Origin of the sequence: Actinomadura sp. J1-007, from assembly GCF_009793335.1 — a bacterium.
Classification (GTDB): domain Bacteria; phylum Actinomycetota; class Actinomycetes; order Streptosporangiales; family Streptosporangiaceae; genus Spirillospora; species Spirillospora yumaensis.
In genome coordinates, this window is the sequence record NZ_WING01000001.1 from 3,619,494 (window position 1) to 3,635,745 (window position 16,252).

The following is a 16,252-nucleotide window of genomic DNA, read 5'->3' on the forward strand; positions in this document are numbered from 1 at the left end:
CCGGTGGCGGCCCGTTGACCGGGACGCGACGGCGATGCTACAACCACAGCAGCGCAGGATGCAATGCTGATTGCGTCAGGTGCAACTCAGGAGGTCATGATGGTCCCGTCCATCGACGGTGGCGCCGTCGACGCGCTCGACGAGGAGCGGCTCGACTGGCGGTTCAAGGCGGTCCCGGCGTCGGCGCACGGCGCGACGGTCGGCGAGTACAGGCGCGCGCGCCCGCCGCTCTCCGACTTCGGCACGCCGCTGCTCACGCTCGACGCGGGCGCGCTGGAGCACAACGTCCGGCTCATGGCCGCGTGGACCGGCGACGCGGGCGTACGGCTCGCGCCGCACGGCAAGACGACCATGGCGCCGGCGCTGTGGCGCCGGCAGCTCGACGCGGGCGCGTGGGGCATCACCGTCGCCAACCTGCCGCAGCTCCGCGTCGCCCGCGCGTTCGGCGTCGCCCGCGTGCAGGTCGCGAACGCGCTGCTCGACCCCGCCGGGCTCGCCTGGCTCGCGGGCGAGCTCGACGGCGACCCGGACTTCCGGTTCGTGTCGTGGGTCGACTCGGCGCGCTCGGTGGAGCTGATGGACGAGGCGCTGCGGGCCGCCCGCGCGCAGCGTCCGGTCGAGGTGTGCGTCGAGCTCGGCGGCCCGCACGGCAGGACGGGCGTCCGCGACGACCGCGAGGCGCTCGCCGTGGCCGACGCCGTCCGCAAGGCCCCGACCCTGCGCCTCGCCGGCACCGCCGGGTACGAGGGCGCGCTCGCGCACGACGCGTCGGCGGACGGCCGCGCCTCGGTGGACGCCTACCTGCGCAGGCTCGCCGAGCTGCACCGGCGGGCCGACTTCGAGGTGGACGACCCGATCGTGACGGCGGGCGGCAGCTCGTTCTTCGACCAGGTCGTGGACGTCCTCGGCGGCCTCGGCGGCGAGCTGGTGCTCCGCTCGGGCGCGTACATCATCCACGACGACGGCTTCTACCGCGGGATCTCCCCGTTCTCGCGCGGCACCGCGTCGGCCCAGGGCGACGGCGCGGGCGGCGCGGGCGGCGGGCGGTTCCGCGCGGGGATGCACGGCTGGGGACGGGTCATCTCCCGCCCCGAACCCGGACTCGCGCTGCTCGACACGGGCAAGCGCGACCTGCCGTTCGACGAGGGCCTGCCGGAGCCGCAGCTCGTGCGCGGCGCCGGACCGGGACCCGTCGCGGGCGCGCGCGTCACCGCGCTGAACGACCAGCACACGTTCCTCGAAGGCGCCGAGGTCGCGGTCGGCGACGTCGTCCGGCTCGGGCTGTCGCACCCCTGCACGGCGCTCGACAAGTGGACCCTCATCCCGGTCGTGGACGACGCCGGCGCCGAACGGCCCGTCGTGGTCGACCTGATCCGGACGTGGTTCTGATGACCGCCCTGGTGGTCAAGGGCGCCACGGTCGTCGACGGCACCGGCGCGCCCGGCCGCGTCGCCGACGTCGCGATCGACGGCGGCCGGATCGAGGCGATCGGCGCCGGGCTCACCGGCCGCCGCACGATCGACGCGGCGGGGCTCGTCCTCGCGCCCGGGTTCATCGACATGCACGCCCACTCCGACCTCGCGCTGCTCGCCGAGCCCGAGCACCTCGCCAAGGTGAGCCAGGGCGTGACCTGCGAGGTGATCGGGCAGGACGGCCTGTCGTACGCCCCGGTGGACGACCGCACGCTGGCCGAGATCCGGCAGGCGATCGCGGGCTGGAACGGCGACCCGCCCGGCTTCGACTGGTCGTGGCGGAGCGTCGGCGAGTACCTCGACCGGCTGGACGAGGGCATCGCCGTCAACGCCTGCTACCTCGTCCCGCAGGGCGCGGTCCGGATGCTCGCGATGGGCTGGGACGACCGCCCGCCCACAACCGCCGAGCTCGACCGGCAGCGCGAGCTGGTCGCGGACGGGATGCGCGAGGGCGCGTTCGGCATGTCGAGCGGCCTGACGTACGTGCCCGGCATGTACGCCGGCGACGACGAGCTGGCCGCGCTGTGCGAGGTGGTGTGCGCGGAGGGCGGCTTCTACGCGCCCCACCACCGCTCGTACGGGGCGGGCGCGCTGGAGGCGTACGCCGAGATGATCGCGCTCGCGCGCCGTACCGGCTGCCCGCTGCACCTCGCGCACGCCACGATGAACTTCGGCGTCAACAAGGGCCGCGCCCCCGACCTGGTCCGCCTGCTGGACGAGGCGATCGCGGACGGCTGCGACATCAGCCTCGACACCTACCCGTACCTGCCGGGCTCCACCACGCTCGCCGCGCTGCTGCCGAGCTGGGCGAGCGAGGGCGGCCCCGCCGCGATCCTCGCCCGCCTCGCCGACCCGGCCGAACGGGCGCGGATCCGGCACGCGATGGAGGTCGAGGGCTCCGACGGCAGCCACGGCGTGCCCGCCGAGTGGGACACGATCGAGGTGTCGGGCTCGCCCGACCCGGCCGCGGTCGGCCGGACGATCGCCGAGCTCGCCGCCGCGTCCGGCCGCCCCGCGTTCGAGGTCTTCACCGAACGGCTCGTCGCCGACGACCTGTCCACCACGATCCTCCAGCACGTCGGCCACGAGGAGAACGTCCAGACGATGATGCGGCACCCGGCGCACACCGGCGGGAGCGACGGGCTGCTCGCCGCCGCCAAGCCGCACCCGCGCGCGTGGGGGACGTTCCCGCGCTACCTCGCCCGCTACGTCCGCGAGCTGGGCGTGCTCTCGCTCGAAGAGTGCGTCGCGCACCTGACCGGACGCGCCGCCCGGCGCCTCCGCCTCGCCGACCGCGGCCTGGTCCGCACCGGCTTCCACGCCGACCTGGTGCTGTTCGACCCGGTCACCGTGCGGGACGCCGCCACGTTCGACGACCCGAAGCAGCAGGCGGAGGGCATCCCCTACGTCCTCGTCGGCGGCACGGCCGTCATCGAGGACGGCCGCCGCACCAGCGCGCTCCCGGGCCGTTCGCTCCGCCGCTGACCCGCCCCCGCCGTGTACCCGCTCCCCGCCGTCCGCCCGCTCCCCGACCCCGACCCCCACCCGGCCCCCGGAGACTCCTCATGATCCATTGGTTGCAACACGAGACCGGCGGGCTGCTGCTGCTGTCCGCCGCGTCCATCGCCATCCTGCTGTTCCTCATCATCAAGGTGCGGCTGGAGCCGTTCGTCTCGCTGCTGGTCTCCTCGCTGCTGCTGGCGCTCGCCGCCGGGCTCAGCGTCAACCAGATCGTCGGCACCGCGCTCAGCTCCAAGACGTCCCTGCTGGAGACCGGCTTCGGCGGGATCCTCGGGCACATCGCCCCGATCGTCGGGCTCGGCACCATCCTCGGCGCGATCCTCGAAGCGTCCGGCGGCGCCGACGTGCTGACCCGCCGGCTGCTGGGCATCTTCGGCGAACGCGGCGCCGCGTTCGCGATGGGCCTCGCCGGACTGATCTTCGGCATCCCGGTCTTCTTCGACATCGGCATCTTCGTGCTCGCGCCGCTGGTCTACATCACCGCCCGGCGCGGCGGCCGCTCCCTCGTGCTGTACGCGCTGCCGCTGCTCGCGGGCCTGTCGATGACGCACGCGTTCCTGCCGCCGCACCCCGGCCCCGTCGCCGCCGCCGGACTGCTCGGCGTCTCCCTCGGCTGGCTCATCGTCATGGGCCTGACCTGCGGCATCCCGGCGTTCCTCGCGGCGGGCGTCGCGTGGGGCGCGTGGATCGGGCGCCGCGTCATGGTGGAGGTCCCCGAGGACTACGTGATCGCCGAGCGCGAGCGCGAGCGCGGCGACGCCGCCCCCGGCACGGCGGACGGCAAGACGGACGGCGCGGCGGGCGGCACGGCGGGCGGCGCGAACGCCCTGGCCACGCGGACCGAGCCCGCCCTCTCCCTCGTCCTGCTGATCATCGCGGTGCCGCTGGTGCTGATCCTGCTCGCCACGTTCGGCACGGTCTGGTGGGAGGACAGCTCCGCGCTGCCGACCCTGACGTTCCTCGGCAACCCCGCCGTCGCGCTCACCATCGCCGTGCTGCTGGCGATCTGGCTCCTCGGCATCCGCCGCGGCATCCCCCTCACCGAGATCTCCGAGCTGGCGAGCAGGTCGCTGCGGCCGATCGGCATGATCATGCTGGTCATCGGCGCGGGCTCGTTCTTCGGCGCGGTCATCTCCGCCACCGGCGTCGGCAAGGCCCTCGCCGGGACGCTGTCGGACGCGGGCCTGCCCACCATCGTGCTGGCGTACCTGATCAGCTGCGGGCTGCGGCTCGCGCAGGGCTCGGCGACCGTCGCGATCGTCACCACCGGCGGGATCGTCGCGCCGCTGGTGACCGGCGAGCACCACTCCCAGGCGCACCTGGCGCTGATCGCGATCGCCATCTCGGCCGGGTCGATCATCGCCTCGCACGTCAACGACGGCGGCTTCTGGATCGTGTCGCGCTACTTCAACATGTCGGTCCGCGACACGCTGAAGACGTGGACGGTGCTGGAGACCATCCTGTCGGTCGTCGGCTTCGCGGTGGCCGCGCTGCTCAGCACGTTCATCTAGACGGGGCGCGGCGGAACGCGGCGGGCCGGCGGACCGGCGCGGCGCGGACCGCCGCGCCGCCGCCGGCTGCGGCGGACTATGGCGCACATCACGAACACGGTTGTTCGCCAAGGTGTACGGTCGTCCATGCGTCTCGGGGGCCGGACGCCCGTCCCGCGCGAAACGGGGCGGACGTTCCGCGATCGCGGCCCGGTGCGGCGGGCGAAGCGGTGACGGATCCGGGCGGTACGCCACGGGGGCCGAGCCGCTGGACCACCACCGCACGTTCCGCCGACCCCGTCGCCGGGCCGATCACCGCCCCCACCCGCCCCGACCCGAACGCCACCCCGCGCCCCGCCCGCACCCCCCGCCCGCGCAGCGCTCGCACGCGCGCGGGGCGGGTGCAACGGGCGGTGCGGCGGCGGGGTTCTCGGGGCATGGGACGACGGGGCAGAGGGCTGCTGGCGGTGCTGCTCGCCGGGCAGATCATGGTCAACATCGACACCGCGATCGTGAACGTGGCCGGGCCGGCGATCCGGGAGGGGCTGCGGCCCTCGGGCGGGACGCTGGAGCTGATCGTCTCCGGGTACACCCTCGCGTACGCGACGCTGCTGATCACCGGCGCGCGGCTCGGCGAGGCGCGGGGGCACCGGCGGATGTTCCTGGTGGGGCTCGCCGGGTTCACGGCCGCGTCGCTCGCCTGCGGCCTCGCGCCCGTCGCCGCGGCGCTCGTGGCGGCGCGGATCGCGCAGGGCGCGGCGGGGGCGCTGATGGTCCCGCAGGTGCTGTCGGGCATCCAGCTCCACTTCACCGGGCGGGAGCGGGCCCGCGCGCAGGGGCTGCTGGTCCTCGCGCTCGCCGGAGGCGCGGTCGCGGGGCAGGCGCTCGGCGGCGTGCTGGTCGCCGCCGACCTGTGGGGCCTCGGCTGGCGGCCGATCTTCCTGATCAACGTCCCGGTGGGGCTCGTCCTGCTCGCCGCCGGGCTCCGGCTGCTGCCCGCCGACCGGGACGGGGCGCCCGGACGGCTCGACCTGCCCGGCGTCGCGCTGCTGTCGGCGGCCGTGCTGCTCGGCGCCCTGCCGCTGATCTTCGGGCGGGAGGCGCACTGGCCGGTGTGGTGCTGGCTCTGCCTCGCGGCGAGCGCGCCCGCCCTCGCGGCGTTCGTCCGGCGGCAGCGGCGGCTGGCGGCGCGCGGCGGCGCGCCGCTGCTCAACCTGGAGGTGGTGGCCATGCCGGTCGTCGCGCGGACGCTCGCCGCGCTCGCCGCCGCGACGGGCACCTACCTGGCGATGCTGTTCGTCCTCGCGCTCTACCTCCAGCAGGGGCTCGGCCGCGGCGCGCTGTACTCCGGGCTGGTGCCGGTGGCGTGGGTCGCGGCGTTCGGGATCGCCGGGCCGCTGCTGCCGCGCTGCCCGGACCGGCTGGCCGCCCGCGCCCCGGTCGCCGCGTACGTGATCCTCGCGGGCGCCTACCTCGGTCTGGCTGCGACCCGCGGGCAGGGCTGGACGCTGTTCGCGCTGCTCGGCGCGGGCGGGTTCGGGCTCGGCCTCGGGTACGCCGCGCAGCTCGGCCGGCTGACGTCCGCCGTGCCCGCCCGGCACGCGCCCGACCTGAGCGGGCTCGTCAACACCGGCGCGCAGCTCGCGGGCGTGGCGGGCGTCGCGGTGCTCGGCACGCTGTACCTGTCCCTCGCCGGACGCCCCGGGCACGCGTTCGCCGTGGTCATGACCGCCGCCGGGGCCACCGCCCTCGCCGCGGCCGGCGCGGCGTACTCGGCGGGACGCGCGAGCGGACGGCAGGGCGGCGGGGGCCGGGATCAGGGGAGCAGGCCCGCGCGGCGGGCCGTGCTGACCGCCTCCAAGCGGGTGTGACTGTCGAGCTTGCGCATCGCCGAACGCAGGTAGCTCTTCACCGTCTCCGGGAGCAGGCCGAGCCGCTGGGCGGCCTCGGCGTTGGTGCAGCCGATCGCGACGTACGACAGGACGTCCAGCTCGCGCGGCGACAGCACCGGCCCCGCCGGGGGCGCGGGGTCGCCGGACGCGGCGGGCGGCGCGAGCCGTCCGGCGGCGGCGAGCCGCAGCGACGCCTCCCGCAGCCGGTCGCGGGTCGCCGGGTCGCGGACGCGTTCGGCGAGGTCGCGCAGCTCGGCGTGGACGGCGCGGACCTCCTCCCAGCGCGCCGCCGCGGTCGCGGACGCCTCGGTCCCGGGGCCGGGCGGCGCGGCGTGGCCGCCGTACCGGACCATCGCCTCGTCGGCCCGGTCCCGGACGGCGAGGTCCTGCTCCAGGTCGCGGGCCGCCTGCACGGCCGCGGTGACCACCCGGTCGGCGAGCGACAGCGGCTCGCGCAGCGCCCCGTACAGCACGCCCCTGACCTGCCGCCGCACCACGATCGGGACGGCGACGATCGACAGCAGCCCCTCGCGGCCGACCGGCCGGTCGTAGTCGTGGCTGATCGTCGCGGCGCGCGGGTAGTCGCTCACCCAGCCGGGCCGGCCGGTCGCCATCGCCTTGCCGCCGAGCCCGTTGCCCTGCCGGACGACCAGCCCGCTCAACGAGTCGGTGGTGTTGCCGACCAGCTCGGTGATCCGCAGCCGGTCGCGGCCGTTCAGCGCGCCGCCGAACACCATGGGCAGGCCCGTCGCGCGGTGCAGTGAGAGCACCGCCGAGCGGACGGCGCCGGCGTCGTCACCCATGCCGGAAAGCATGCCCGGTAGAACCTCCGGGGGAAAGCCCCCTCGCCACGTCCGGCCCGTCCACGGCGCACCGGGCTCAGCGGCGGGCGCCGGGTTCGGGCAGGCCGAGGATGTCGAGCGCCTCGGCCCGCATCTGGACCTTGCGGACCTTGCCGGTGACGGTCATCGGGAACTCGTCCACCACGTGCACGTAGCGCGGGATCTTGAAGCGGGCGAGCCGGTCCGCGCAGAACGCGCGCAGCGCCTCGGCGGTGAGCGGCTCGGCGCCGGGCCGCAGCCGCACCCACGCCATCAGCTCCTCGCCGTACCTCTCGTCCGGGACGCCGATCACCTGCGCGTCCACGATGTCGGGGTGGGTGTAGAGGAACTCCTCGACCTCGCGCGGGTAGACGTTCTCGCCGCCGCGGATGACCATGTCCTTGATCCGGCCGGTGATGTTGACGTAGCCGTCGCCGTCCATCACCGCGAGGTCGCCGGTGTGCATCCACCGCGCGGCGTCGATCACCTCGGCGGTACGGTCCGGCTCGTCCCAGTAGCCGAGCATCACCGAGTAGCCGCGGGTGCACAGCTCGCCCGGCGTGCCGCGCGGGACCGTGGCGCCGGTGTCCGGATCGACGACCTTGACCTCCAGGTGCGGGTGGACGGTCCCGACCGTGGACACGCGGCGGTCGAGCGAGTCGCCCGCGCGGGTCTGCGTGGACACCGGCGAGGTCTCGGTCATGCCGTAGCAGATCGCGACCTCGGCCATGCCGAGCCGTTCGATGACCTGCTTCATCACCTCCACCGGGCACGGCGAGCCCGCCATGATCCCGGTGCGCAGGCTGGACAGGTCCAGGCCCTCCAGGGACGGCTCGTTCAGCACGGCGATGAACATCGTCGGGACGCCGTACAGGGACGTGCAGCGCTCCGCCGCGACCGCCTCCAGCGTCGCCGCCGCGTCGAACGCGGGCGCCGGGATGACCACGCACGCGCCGTGGCTGGTGGACGCGAGGTTGCCCATCACCATGCCGAAGCAGTGGTAGAACGGCACCGGCACGCAGATCCGGTCCTCCTCGTCGTAGCCGCACAGCTCGCCGACGAAGTAGCCGTTGTTGAGGATGTTGTGGTGCGACAGCGTCGCGCCCTTCGGGAACCCGGTCGTCCCGCTCGTGTACTGGATGTTGATCGGGTCGTCGGGGCCGAGGCCCGCGCCGATCTCCGCGAGCCGCGCCCGGTCGCCCGCGCGGCCCGCCTCCAGCAGCGCGTCCCACTCGGGACGGCCGATCAGCAGGACGTCGCGCAGGTCGGGGCACGCGGGCCGCACGTCCGCGATCATCTCGCCGTAGTCGGAGGTCTTGAACGACGGCGCGGCGACGAGCGTGCGGACCCCGGCCTGGTTGAGGACGAACTCCAGCTCGTGCACCCGGTAGGCGGGGTTGATGTTGACCAGGATCGCGCCGATCCTGGCCGTGGCGTACTGGACGAGGAACCACTCGGCGCAGTTCGGCGCCCAGATCCCGACCCGGTCGCCCGTGCCGACGCCGAGGCCGAGCAGCCCGAGCGCGACCGCGTCCACGTCGGCGACCAGCCGCTCGTACGTCCAGCGGCGGCCGGTCGCCCGTTCCACCAGGGCGTCGCGGTCGCCGAACGCGGCGGCGGCGCGGTCCAGGTTCGCGCCGATCGTGTCGCCGAGCAGCGGCGCCGCCGACGTGCCCGACGCGTACGACGGCAGCGCGCCCGCAGGGGTCGGCGCGGAGGACGTCATCGCAGGTCCTCCTCGCGGAACTCGCCCTCGGGACGGGAGTCGGGGGACGGGTGCTTGCGCGCCTCGTCCGTGCGCAGCTCGACCCGCCGGATCTTCCCGGAGATCGTCTTCGGCAGCTCGGCGAACTCCAGCAGCCGCACCCGTTTGTACGGGGACAGCTGCGCCCGGCTGTGCGCGAAGATCGCCGCGGCGGTCTCCGCGTCCGGCTCCCACCCGGCGGCGAGCGTGACGTACGCCTTCGGCACCGCGAGCCGCACCGGGTCCGGCGACGGGACGACGGCGGCCTCGGCGACCGCGTCGTGCTCGATCAGCACGCTCTCCAGCTCGAACGGCGAGATCTTGTAGTCGGACGCCTTGAACACGTCGTCGGCCCGCCCGACGTAGGTGATGTAGCCGTCCTCGTCGCGGGACCCGATGTCGCCGGTGTGGTAGTAGCCGCCCGCCATCGCCTCGGCGGTGCGCTCCTCGTCGCCGTGGTAGCCCGCCATCAGCCCGAGCGGCCGCTCGGACAGGTCGAGGCAGATCTCGCCCTCGTCGCCGGGCTCGCCGGTCAGCGGGTCGATCAGCGCGACCGCGTACCCGGGCACGGGCCGTCCCATCGACCCGGCCTTGACCGGCTGTCCGGGCGTGTTGGCGATCTGCACGGTCGTCTCGGTCTGCCCGAACCCGTCGCGGATCGTCCGGTCCCACGCCCGCCGGACCCGTTCGATCACCTCGGGGTTGAGCGGCTCGCCCGCCGCGACCACCTCCCGGGGCGGCGTGGCGAGGCGGCTCAGGTCGGCCTGGATCAGCATCCGCCACACGGTCGGCGGCGCGCAGAAGCTCGTCACGCCGCACCGTTCGAGCGTGTCGAGCAGCCGCTCCGCGTCGAACCGCGCGTAGTTGAAGATGAACACGCACGCCTCGGCGTTCCACGGCGCGAACACGTTGCTCCACGCGTGCTTCGCCCAGCCGGGCGAGGAGATGTTGAGATGGACGTCGCCGGGCCGCAGCCCGATCCAGTACATCGTCGACAGGTGCCCGACGGGGTACGAGGCGTGCGTGTGCTCGACCAGCTTCGGCCGCGCGGTCGTGCCCGAGGTGAAGTAGAGCAGCAGCGTGTCGTCGGCCCGCGTCGCGCCGTACGGCTCGAACCGCTCGTCCGCCCCGTACGCTTCGTCGTACCGCAGCCAGCCGTCCACCGGCTCGCCCACGGCGATCCGCGTGTAGTCGCCCTCCAGCCCGGCGAACTTGCCAGCGTCGGCCGAGCCCGCCACGACATGGCGGGCCCGTCCCCTCGACAGCCGGTCGCGCAGGTCCGCCGGGCCGAGCAGGGGCGTGCACGGGATCATCACCGCGCCGAGCTTGGTCGCGGCGAGCACCGTCTCCCACAGCTCGACCTGGTTGCCGAGCATGAGGATGATCCGGTCGCCGCGCTTCACCCCGGCCGCGCGCAGCCGGTTGGCGACCTGGTTCGACCGCCGCGACATCTCGGCGAACGAGTACCGCGCCTCGGACCCGTCCTCCTCGACGATCCACAGCGCCGGCGCGTCGTTGCCCTCGGCGATCGCGTCGAACCAGTCCAGAGCCCAGTTGAACCCGGTGAGGACGGGCCAGCGGAACTTCTCCGCCGCCGCCGCGTGGTCCTCCCGGTGAGCCAGCAGGAAGTCGCGGGCCGCCCTGAACTCGACCGCCGGCATGGTTCCTCCTCGTAGCCGCACTGCCACCCGGTTACGAGGATCGTTCGACACGACCGTGACCCACACCACCCCCGAACGGGGGTAACGCCAAGCCGCGACACGCCGCGGTCTCCAAGCACCGCGCGAGCGTCTCGCGCTGGTCAGCCTGCCCGCCCGACGGGCGTCCGCAAACGCGCGGCCGGGGCCGGACGCGGACGGTCTTCTCCGTTCGTCAGGAGTAGATCACGACTCCGGACGCCTGATCGCGGCGGCCTTGGGCGACCGTGCCGAGGTAGATGTAGACGGCCCGTCCCGACGGGGAGGGGCGGACGCGGCTCACCGCGCCCGCCGTCCCCGGCGGTGCGTTGCCGAGCGCTCGGCGCAGATGGCCGATCGCGGCGCTCTCATCGCCGGTCACGCCGCATTCGCCGCCGTTCGCGGTGCCGTACGGCTCCACGTCCCATACGTAGAGCCAGGGCTGCCCGGCCGTTGACCGGCCCAGGTGGGAATGTTCACTCATGCGTCCGAGTACAACGGGGCGGACGTCGCGTGAGGAGATGACATCCGATGACACGGAACGGGACCCGATGCCGCAGGCCGTGACGATCACCGGCACCCGGGCGACCGTCCATCGCGCGCCGGACGACTACCGCAGGATCTTCGCCGACTACCTGACTCCGTTCGCGCGGGCGGGCGTACGGTTCCACCTCGGCGGTGCGGCGGGGATCGACTCACTCGCACTGCTCTGGCTGGCGGGCGAGACCGAGGCCGAACTCGTGGTGGTGGTGCCCGCCGGACTCGGCGACCAGCCCGACGAGGCCCAGCACGCCGTGCGGTCGGTAGGTGAGACGGGACGGCTTTCCGATCTGGTCGAGCTCGGCGGCGAAACCCGTACGCCCGGTTACCACGCGAGAAACCGGTGGATGGTCGACCGGTCCGACATGGTGATCGGATTTCCCCGGAAGGGCACCACGTCGAGCGGCACCCTTTACACGATCGATTACGCGGCGAACCTGGACAAAGCGCGCTTGGTGGTGCCCGTGTGACGCGGTCGGTGCTGTACTGAGCGTGTGGACGCGCACTGGCAGAACGGTTCCCGGACGCTTCGGCGGCTCCGCGTCAGACGGGGATGGTCGTGGACGGATCTCGCCCTCGAACTCCGTTCCCAGGCCCGGACGTACCGGATCGCGCGCATCGCGATGGCGCAGATTCCCAATATCCGCCGGACCATTGCCCGCTGGGAGGCCGGCCGTACCGTCCCCGACGAGCAGTATCAGTACCTCCTCGCGCTCGCCTATGCCCGGTCTCCGCTCGGAACGGTCGAGGTCGGTCCGGGCTCGGATTTCCAGGAATTGCTGGAGGTATTCTCTCTTCATGGAATCGCGCCCGGCCGAATCGAAGAACTCACGAACTGCGTGGTGAACGCCGTCGCCGATCCCGCAATGGGTTTTCTCCTTTTCCTCGGGCCGGGGCAGCGGGCGGAGCTGGCGGCCGCGCTCGCCGCTCCCGAGTCGGTAGAGCTCGGTGCGCTGGAGGCCCTGGCATCCGCCAGCGACAGCGTGAACCAACGGATCGGCAGTGTGCCGTTCGTCCGGCTGCACCTGGCCCAGGCGGCTGTGGTCGACGCATGTCGGCGCCTCCTGCGCGGCGAACAGCCGTCATCGGTACGCGCACGACTCCGCCAGGTCGCCGCTGACGCCTGCGCCCTCGCCGCGCGGCTGGCGTTCGAAATGCATGACGACGCCACGGCACTCGCCTTGTACGAAGACGCGGTGAACACGGTCGGAGCCGCTGAGATGTCGCGCCGCGCTCTGATCCGGTCGAGCCAGACGATGGTGGTCTATTACTCGACAGGGGACGTCGGCCGCGCGACCCGAAACGTTGACGCCGCCGTACGGGACGCTCAGAGCGGTGACAGCGTCCTCGTGCGAGCCCGAGCACACGCGTTGCAGGCCGAAATGGCCGCACGAGGGCAACCGGTCATGCATCGCCGCGCTCGGGCGGCGCTCCGCCTCGCTCGGCACGTTCTGGACGCCGACACCACCGGGGACCCGATGAACGCGGCTTTCTGTAAAGGGCGTCTGCGCGGTTTCGAAGGCGTCTGCGGAATCTTTCTCGGGGAAGCCGACGCGGCGGAACGGCAACTGGCCAGGTCCGCAGCCGTTCTCACGAGCCGTCGTGAATCGGTGCAGCGTGCGATCGTCCTCACTGACAGGGCGATCGCCCGGCTGCGAATCGGTGGGCCGGGGGCACCAGAGGCGGCCGCCGCCCTACTTCACGAATGCGTCGATCTCACAGCCCGTACCCGGGGCCGTGTGCCCGCCATCCGGCTCAGAAGAGCGCGGCGGGAACTCGGTCCTTGGCGCGGCGAGCCGTTCGTCGACGAGTTGGACGACCACATCCACGCCGCGCTCATCGGCACCTGACGCGTCGCGTGCGGGGCCTTGGTCAGGGGAGGTAGGGCGGGGCTACGCCCCAGCCCCAGTGGGGGACGGGGGCCTGCATGGGGGGTTTGGCGCCGGGTTGGGAGTTGGCCAGGGCGATGCGGGTGCCCCACTCGATGTAGCCGGCGAACGCGGCGCGGAACTCAGGGTCGGCGGGGAGGCCGACCTCGTCGGCGGCGTCCATCAGGAGGTTCACCCAGCGGCGGCGCTGGGCGTCGGAGATGGCGCGGCCGAGGTGCTGGGTGACCATGTGGGTGTAGCCGCCGCGCTCGTCGCTGTAGCGGGACGGGCCGCCGAAGACCTCGCTGAGCCACATCGCGACGTAGCGGGGGTGGCCCGGGTCCATCCCGGCGAAGAGCGGGCCGATCAGGTCGTCCTTGAGGACCTGCTCGTAGAACGTCTCGGTGAGCCGTTCGAACGCCTCGGCGCCGCCCGCCCAGTCGTACAGGGTGGGCACCGAGCCGCCGTTGCCGCGCACGGCGGTGCGCTCGTAGTGCCGCATCTCCTCGATCTGCTGGACGTACGGGCGGATCTCGGCGAAGAACGCCTTGAAGTGCTCGCCGCCCCGGAATCCTTCGAGGTGGTCCTTCGCGGACGTCCAGCCGATGCGCAGGACGTACCACTCGGGCTCGTCCACGCAGCGGGACAGCTCGTAGTCGACGCACTGCGGGGCGGCGGCGAGGGACGCGGCGGCGCGGCCGTAGGCGGCCTCGAACTCCGGTGCGTCCGCTTGGCCGATGCGGTAGCGGAGGTATTCGACGATCATGCAGCGTCCTTCCGGGCCCGGGATGTAATCAAGTAATCATGGCATGGGGGCCCGGTTTCGGGGAGGGGCGTCCGTTCGCGACCGTGATCGCCTTCCGCGAACGGACGCCCCCTCCGGTCAGCTCTGGCGCGACCTCAGCGCCCACGCCACGCCGCCGCCCGCCACGACGACGACCAGTGCGACCAGGCCGACCCACAGCCAGCCCGACGAGCCGGACGAGCCCTCGTCCGACGCCGCGGCCGTCGAGGGCGCGGCCGCCGGCGCCGAGCTTGGGGCGGACGCGGCGGACGAGCCCTTCACCGTGAACTTGAAGCTGCCCGTGACCGGGTGGCCGTCCGTCGCGACCACGCGCCAGCCGACGTTGTAGACGCCGTTCGGGAGCGTGCCGTTGACCTGCTGGGTCACCTTGTTGTCGACCGCGCGGGCGGGGCCCGACTCGTGCCGTCCGCCGCTCGCGTCGGTCAGCACGACCTGCGGCACCATCACCGGGTCGGCGTACGTCAGCGTGATCTGCGCGGGCGGCGCGACCTGCGCGCCGGACGCCGGGTCGGCCGACTTCAGCGTGGTGTGCGCCGACGCCGGGGACGCCAGGAACGGCAGGGCCGCCAGGGCGAGGACGGCGGCTGCGGCGAAGCGCCTCATGACCGGGTCCGGGCGCGGGACAGGCCGTAGCCGCCGACCGCGAGGCCGATCACGCCGACCGCGATGCCGATGCCGCCGAGCGTGCGGGCCGTCCCGTCGGAGGCGTCGGACTCGGTCGCCGCGGCCGGGCTCGCCTTGACGGACGGGGCGCCGGCGGCGGCCGGTTCGGCGGCGCCCTTCGGGGTCAGCTTGAGGACGGGCGCCGGGTGCTCGGGCTCGTTCGGGCCGTTGCCCGGGTCCTGGTCCCACTTGACGACCTCGCCACCGGAGTAGGTCTGCTCGGCCTTGAACAGCACCCGGTCGACGCCGGTCGGCAGCGGGCCGAGCGACACGTCGAACTCCTGGAACTGCCCCGCCTCGATCTTGCCACCGCTCCAGGTGATCCTGGAGACGGCCTTGGTCAGCTCGCCGCCCTCGGACTTCACCGGCGTCTTCAGCTTGGTCTTGTCGACCTTGACGTCCCAGCCGGGGACGGGCCGCACCGACACGAACGCGATCGGGTGGTCGGCCGGCAGGTCCACCTGGACCTTGGTGGTGCCCGCGTCGTCGCGCTCGTTCGGGACGCGGAACGACACCTTGGTGAACCCGCCCTGCTCGGCCGTGCCGGGGTTGACGGTGACGTGGGCGGACGCGGCGGACGCGAGGCCGACGACGGCGATGGCGGCGCCGGCGCCGACCAGGGCGGCGCGGCGGCGGGCGCGCTGTTTGACGAGCATGTCTGTTGCTCCGTTCGAGGGTGTACGGGCCGTACGGGAGTACGGACGGGAGCCGGAAGCGCCGGGGCGGCGTCCGGTGGCGTACGGCGCCCGCGGTCCCTCAGGACCGGGCGAGCGCCCTCGAACGGGCCGGGGGACCCCGCCGGACGACCAGGTGCCTCAGCACCCGGACGGCGGGGCCGGGAACGTCCGCCGCAGGTACGACGGGGGTGCGCGGCCGGGGGGCGGCGGGTTCGGCGGCGAGCAGCGCGAGCAGCAGCCGGATCGGCCGGTCGGCCACGGCCGACAGGCGCCGGGCGAGGGACCAGGCGGCCCGCTCGCCGCGCCGCAGCCACCAGGCCGACAGCACGGCCGCCGCGATGTGCGCGAGCGTCATCGCCGTGCCGGACCCGTGCCCGGACGGCCCGGCCGCCGACGCGGGATGGTGCTGCATCGACGCCGCGGGCGCGCTCGCGCTCACGAACAGCGCGTGCAGCGCGAACTGCCCGCCGAGCAGCCCTCCGGTCAGCGTCGCCAGGGACCGTTCGTGGCCGGCGAGCGCCGCGGTGACCGCGAAGGTGCCCGCGAACCCCGCCAGCACCGCCCACGCGGGCACCGCCGACCCCGACGCCATGGCGTGCCCGAGGGTCGCCAAGGCGACGCACACGGTGGCGAAGACGACAGCCCGTGACGTGCGGAACAGCGGGCTCGGCGGATGCGGCGACATGGCGGGCCCATCGTCCCATCCCGGGCACGCGGACTCCACCCCGCCCCTCGAAGATCGCTCGAGACACGCCCTACATGTTGGGGTTGCGTTCCGGCTCTCATCAAGATGTAGGGTCTTGCCTCGTGCTGGTTCGCCCGCGCCGGAAACGGCCGGGCGTCGTAAGAGGGAACCCGGTGGGAGTCCGGGACTGCCCCGCAGCGGTGAACGGGAACGACCGCCGTCATCACGCACTGGCCCGCCCGGCGGGCCGGGAAGCGACGGCCACTAGGTCGCGCCTCTCCGGAGGCGCGGTGCCCGTGAGTCCGAAGACCTGCCCGCACCGATGATCGTCCGGGCTCCGCGGGAGGGCCTGTGGACGGCGCGCGGCCGCCTCGCCGCGCCTCGTTCGCGCGCCCGAA

Annotated in this window: 14 protein-coding genes and 1 riboswitch; of the genes, 6 read left to right on the forward strand and 8 right to left on the reverse strand. The window is 73.8% G+C overall.

Annotated features, from left to right (window positions below; translation table 11 throughout):
- Positions 1-96 precede the first annotated feature (96 nt).
- The 4 genes from GEV43_RS16435 to GEV43_RS16450 all read left to right on the forward strand — a co-directional run bounded on the left by GEV43_RS16435 (position 97) and on the right by GEV43_RS16450 (position 6,354).
- The gene (locus tag GEV43_RS16435) at positions 97-1,389 is read left to right on the forward strand and encodes an alanine racemase (protein ID WP_206681185.1); all 1,293 of its coding nucleotides are present in this window, start codon (positions 97-99) and stop codon (positions 1,387-1,389) included.
- Entirely contained in the window at positions 1,389-2,957 is a 1,569-nt protein-coding gene (locus tag GEV43_RS16440; protein WP_160821452.1) for an amidohydrolase family protein, read from the forward strand. The genes GEV43_RS16435 and GEV43_RS16440 overlap by 1 nt, the downstream gene beginning before the upstream one ends.
- A gap of 92 nt (positions 2,958-3,049) precedes the next feature.
- Positions 3,050-4,504, forward strand: a complete 1,455-nt coding sequence (locus tag GEV43_RS16445) for a GntP family permease (protein WP_241682932.1) — start codon at positions 3,050-3,052, stop codon at positions 4,502-4,504.
- A gap of 416 nt (positions 4,505-4,920) precedes the next feature.
- On the forward strand, positions 4,921-6,354 hold the full coding sequence (locus GEV43_RS16450; RefSeq protein WP_160821454.1) for an MFS transporter: 1,434 nt from the start codon (positions 4,921-4,923) through the stop codon (positions 6,352-6,354).
- Here the strand turns inward: GEV43_RS16450 and GEV43_RS16455 are convergent.
- The 4 genes from GEV43_RS16455 to GEV43_RS16470 all read right to left on the reverse strand — a co-directional run bounded on the left by GEV43_RS16455 (position 6,300) and on the right by GEV43_RS16470 (position 11,100).
- Positions 6,300-7,178 (reverse strand): LuxR C-terminal-related transcriptional regulator, encoded by an 879-nt coding sequence (locus GEV43_RS16455; RefSeq protein WP_160821455.1) that lies wholly within the window; start codon positions 7,176-7,178, stop codon positions 6,300-6,302. The two genes, GEV43_RS16450 and GEV43_RS16455, sit on opposite strands and share 55 nt — an antisense overlap.
- A 76-nt stretch (positions 7,179-7,254) precedes the next feature.
- On the reverse strand, positions 7,255-8,922 hold the full coding sequence (locus GEV43_RS16460) for an AMP-binding protein (RefSeq protein ID WP_160821456.1): 1,668 nt from the start codon (positions 8,920-8,922) through the stop codon (positions 7,255-7,257).
- Positions 8,919-10,601: an AMP-binding protein gene (locus GEV43_RS16465; RefSeq protein WP_160821457.1), complete on the reverse strand. Its 1,683-nt coding sequence runs from the start codon at positions 10,599-10,601 to the stop codon at positions 8,919-8,921. The genes GEV43_RS16460 and GEV43_RS16465 overlap by 4 nt, the downstream gene beginning before the upstream one ends.
- A 211-nt stretch (positions 10,602-10,812) precedes the next feature.
- Positions 10,813-11,100, reverse strand: coding sequence for a hypothetical protein (locus GEV43_RS16470; RefSeq protein ID WP_160821458.1), 288 nt, complete (start codon positions 11,098-11,100; stop codon positions 10,813-10,815).
- Between the two features lie 67 nt (positions 11,101-11,167).
- Here GEV43_RS16470 and GEV43_RS16475 point away from each other — a divergent pair, with 67 nt between their 5' ends.
- Together GEV43_RS16475 and GEV43_RS16480 are read left to right on the forward strand one after the other, a co-directional pair.
- Complete coding sequence (locus GEV43_RS16475; protein ID WP_160821459.1) at positions 11,168-11,626, forward strand: DNA-processing protein DprA; 459 nt, start codon at positions 11,168-11,170, stop codon at positions 11,624-11,626.
- 24 nt (positions 11,627-11,650) lie between these two features.
- Positions 11,651-13,006, forward strand: coding sequence for a hypothetical protein (locus GEV43_RS16480; RefSeq protein WP_160821460.1), 1,356 nt, complete (start codon positions 11,651-11,653; stop codon positions 13,004-13,006).
- Between the two features lie 22 nt (positions 13,007-13,028).
- Here the strand turns inward: GEV43_RS16480 and GEV43_RS16485 are convergent, their stop codons facing one another.
- From GEV43_RS16485 to GEV43_RS16500, 4 genes are all read right to left on the reverse strand, one after another.
- The gene (locus GEV43_RS16485; RefSeq protein WP_160821461.1) at positions 13,029-13,790 is read right to left on the reverse strand and encodes a group II truncated hemoglobin; all 762 of its coding nucleotides are present in this window, start codon (positions 13,788-13,790) and stop codon (positions 13,029-13,031) included.
- A gap of 117 nt (positions 13,791-13,907) precedes the next feature.
- Positions 13,908-14,432: a copper resistance protein CopC gene (locus GEV43_RS16490; RefSeq protein ID WP_160821462.1), complete on the reverse strand. Its 525-nt coding sequence runs from the start codon at positions 14,430-14,432 to the stop codon at positions 13,908-13,910.
- Entirely contained in the window at positions 14,429-15,148 is a 720-nt protein-coding gene (locus GEV43_RS16495; RefSeq protein WP_160821463.1) for a YcnI family protein, read from the reverse strand. The genes GEV43_RS16490 and GEV43_RS16495 overlap by 4 nt, the downstream gene beginning before the upstream one ends.
- 100 nt (positions 15,149-15,248) lie before the next feature.
- On the reverse strand, positions 15,249-15,854 hold the full coding sequence (locus GEV43_RS16500) for an MFS transporter (RefSeq protein ID WP_160821464.1): 606 nt from the start codon (positions 15,852-15,854) through the stop codon (positions 15,249-15,251).
- A gap of 109 nt (positions 15,855-15,963) precedes the next feature.
- Positions 15,964-16,187: riboswitch (cobalamin riboswitch) on the forward strand.
- Positions 16,188-16,252 lie beyond the last annotated feature (65 nt).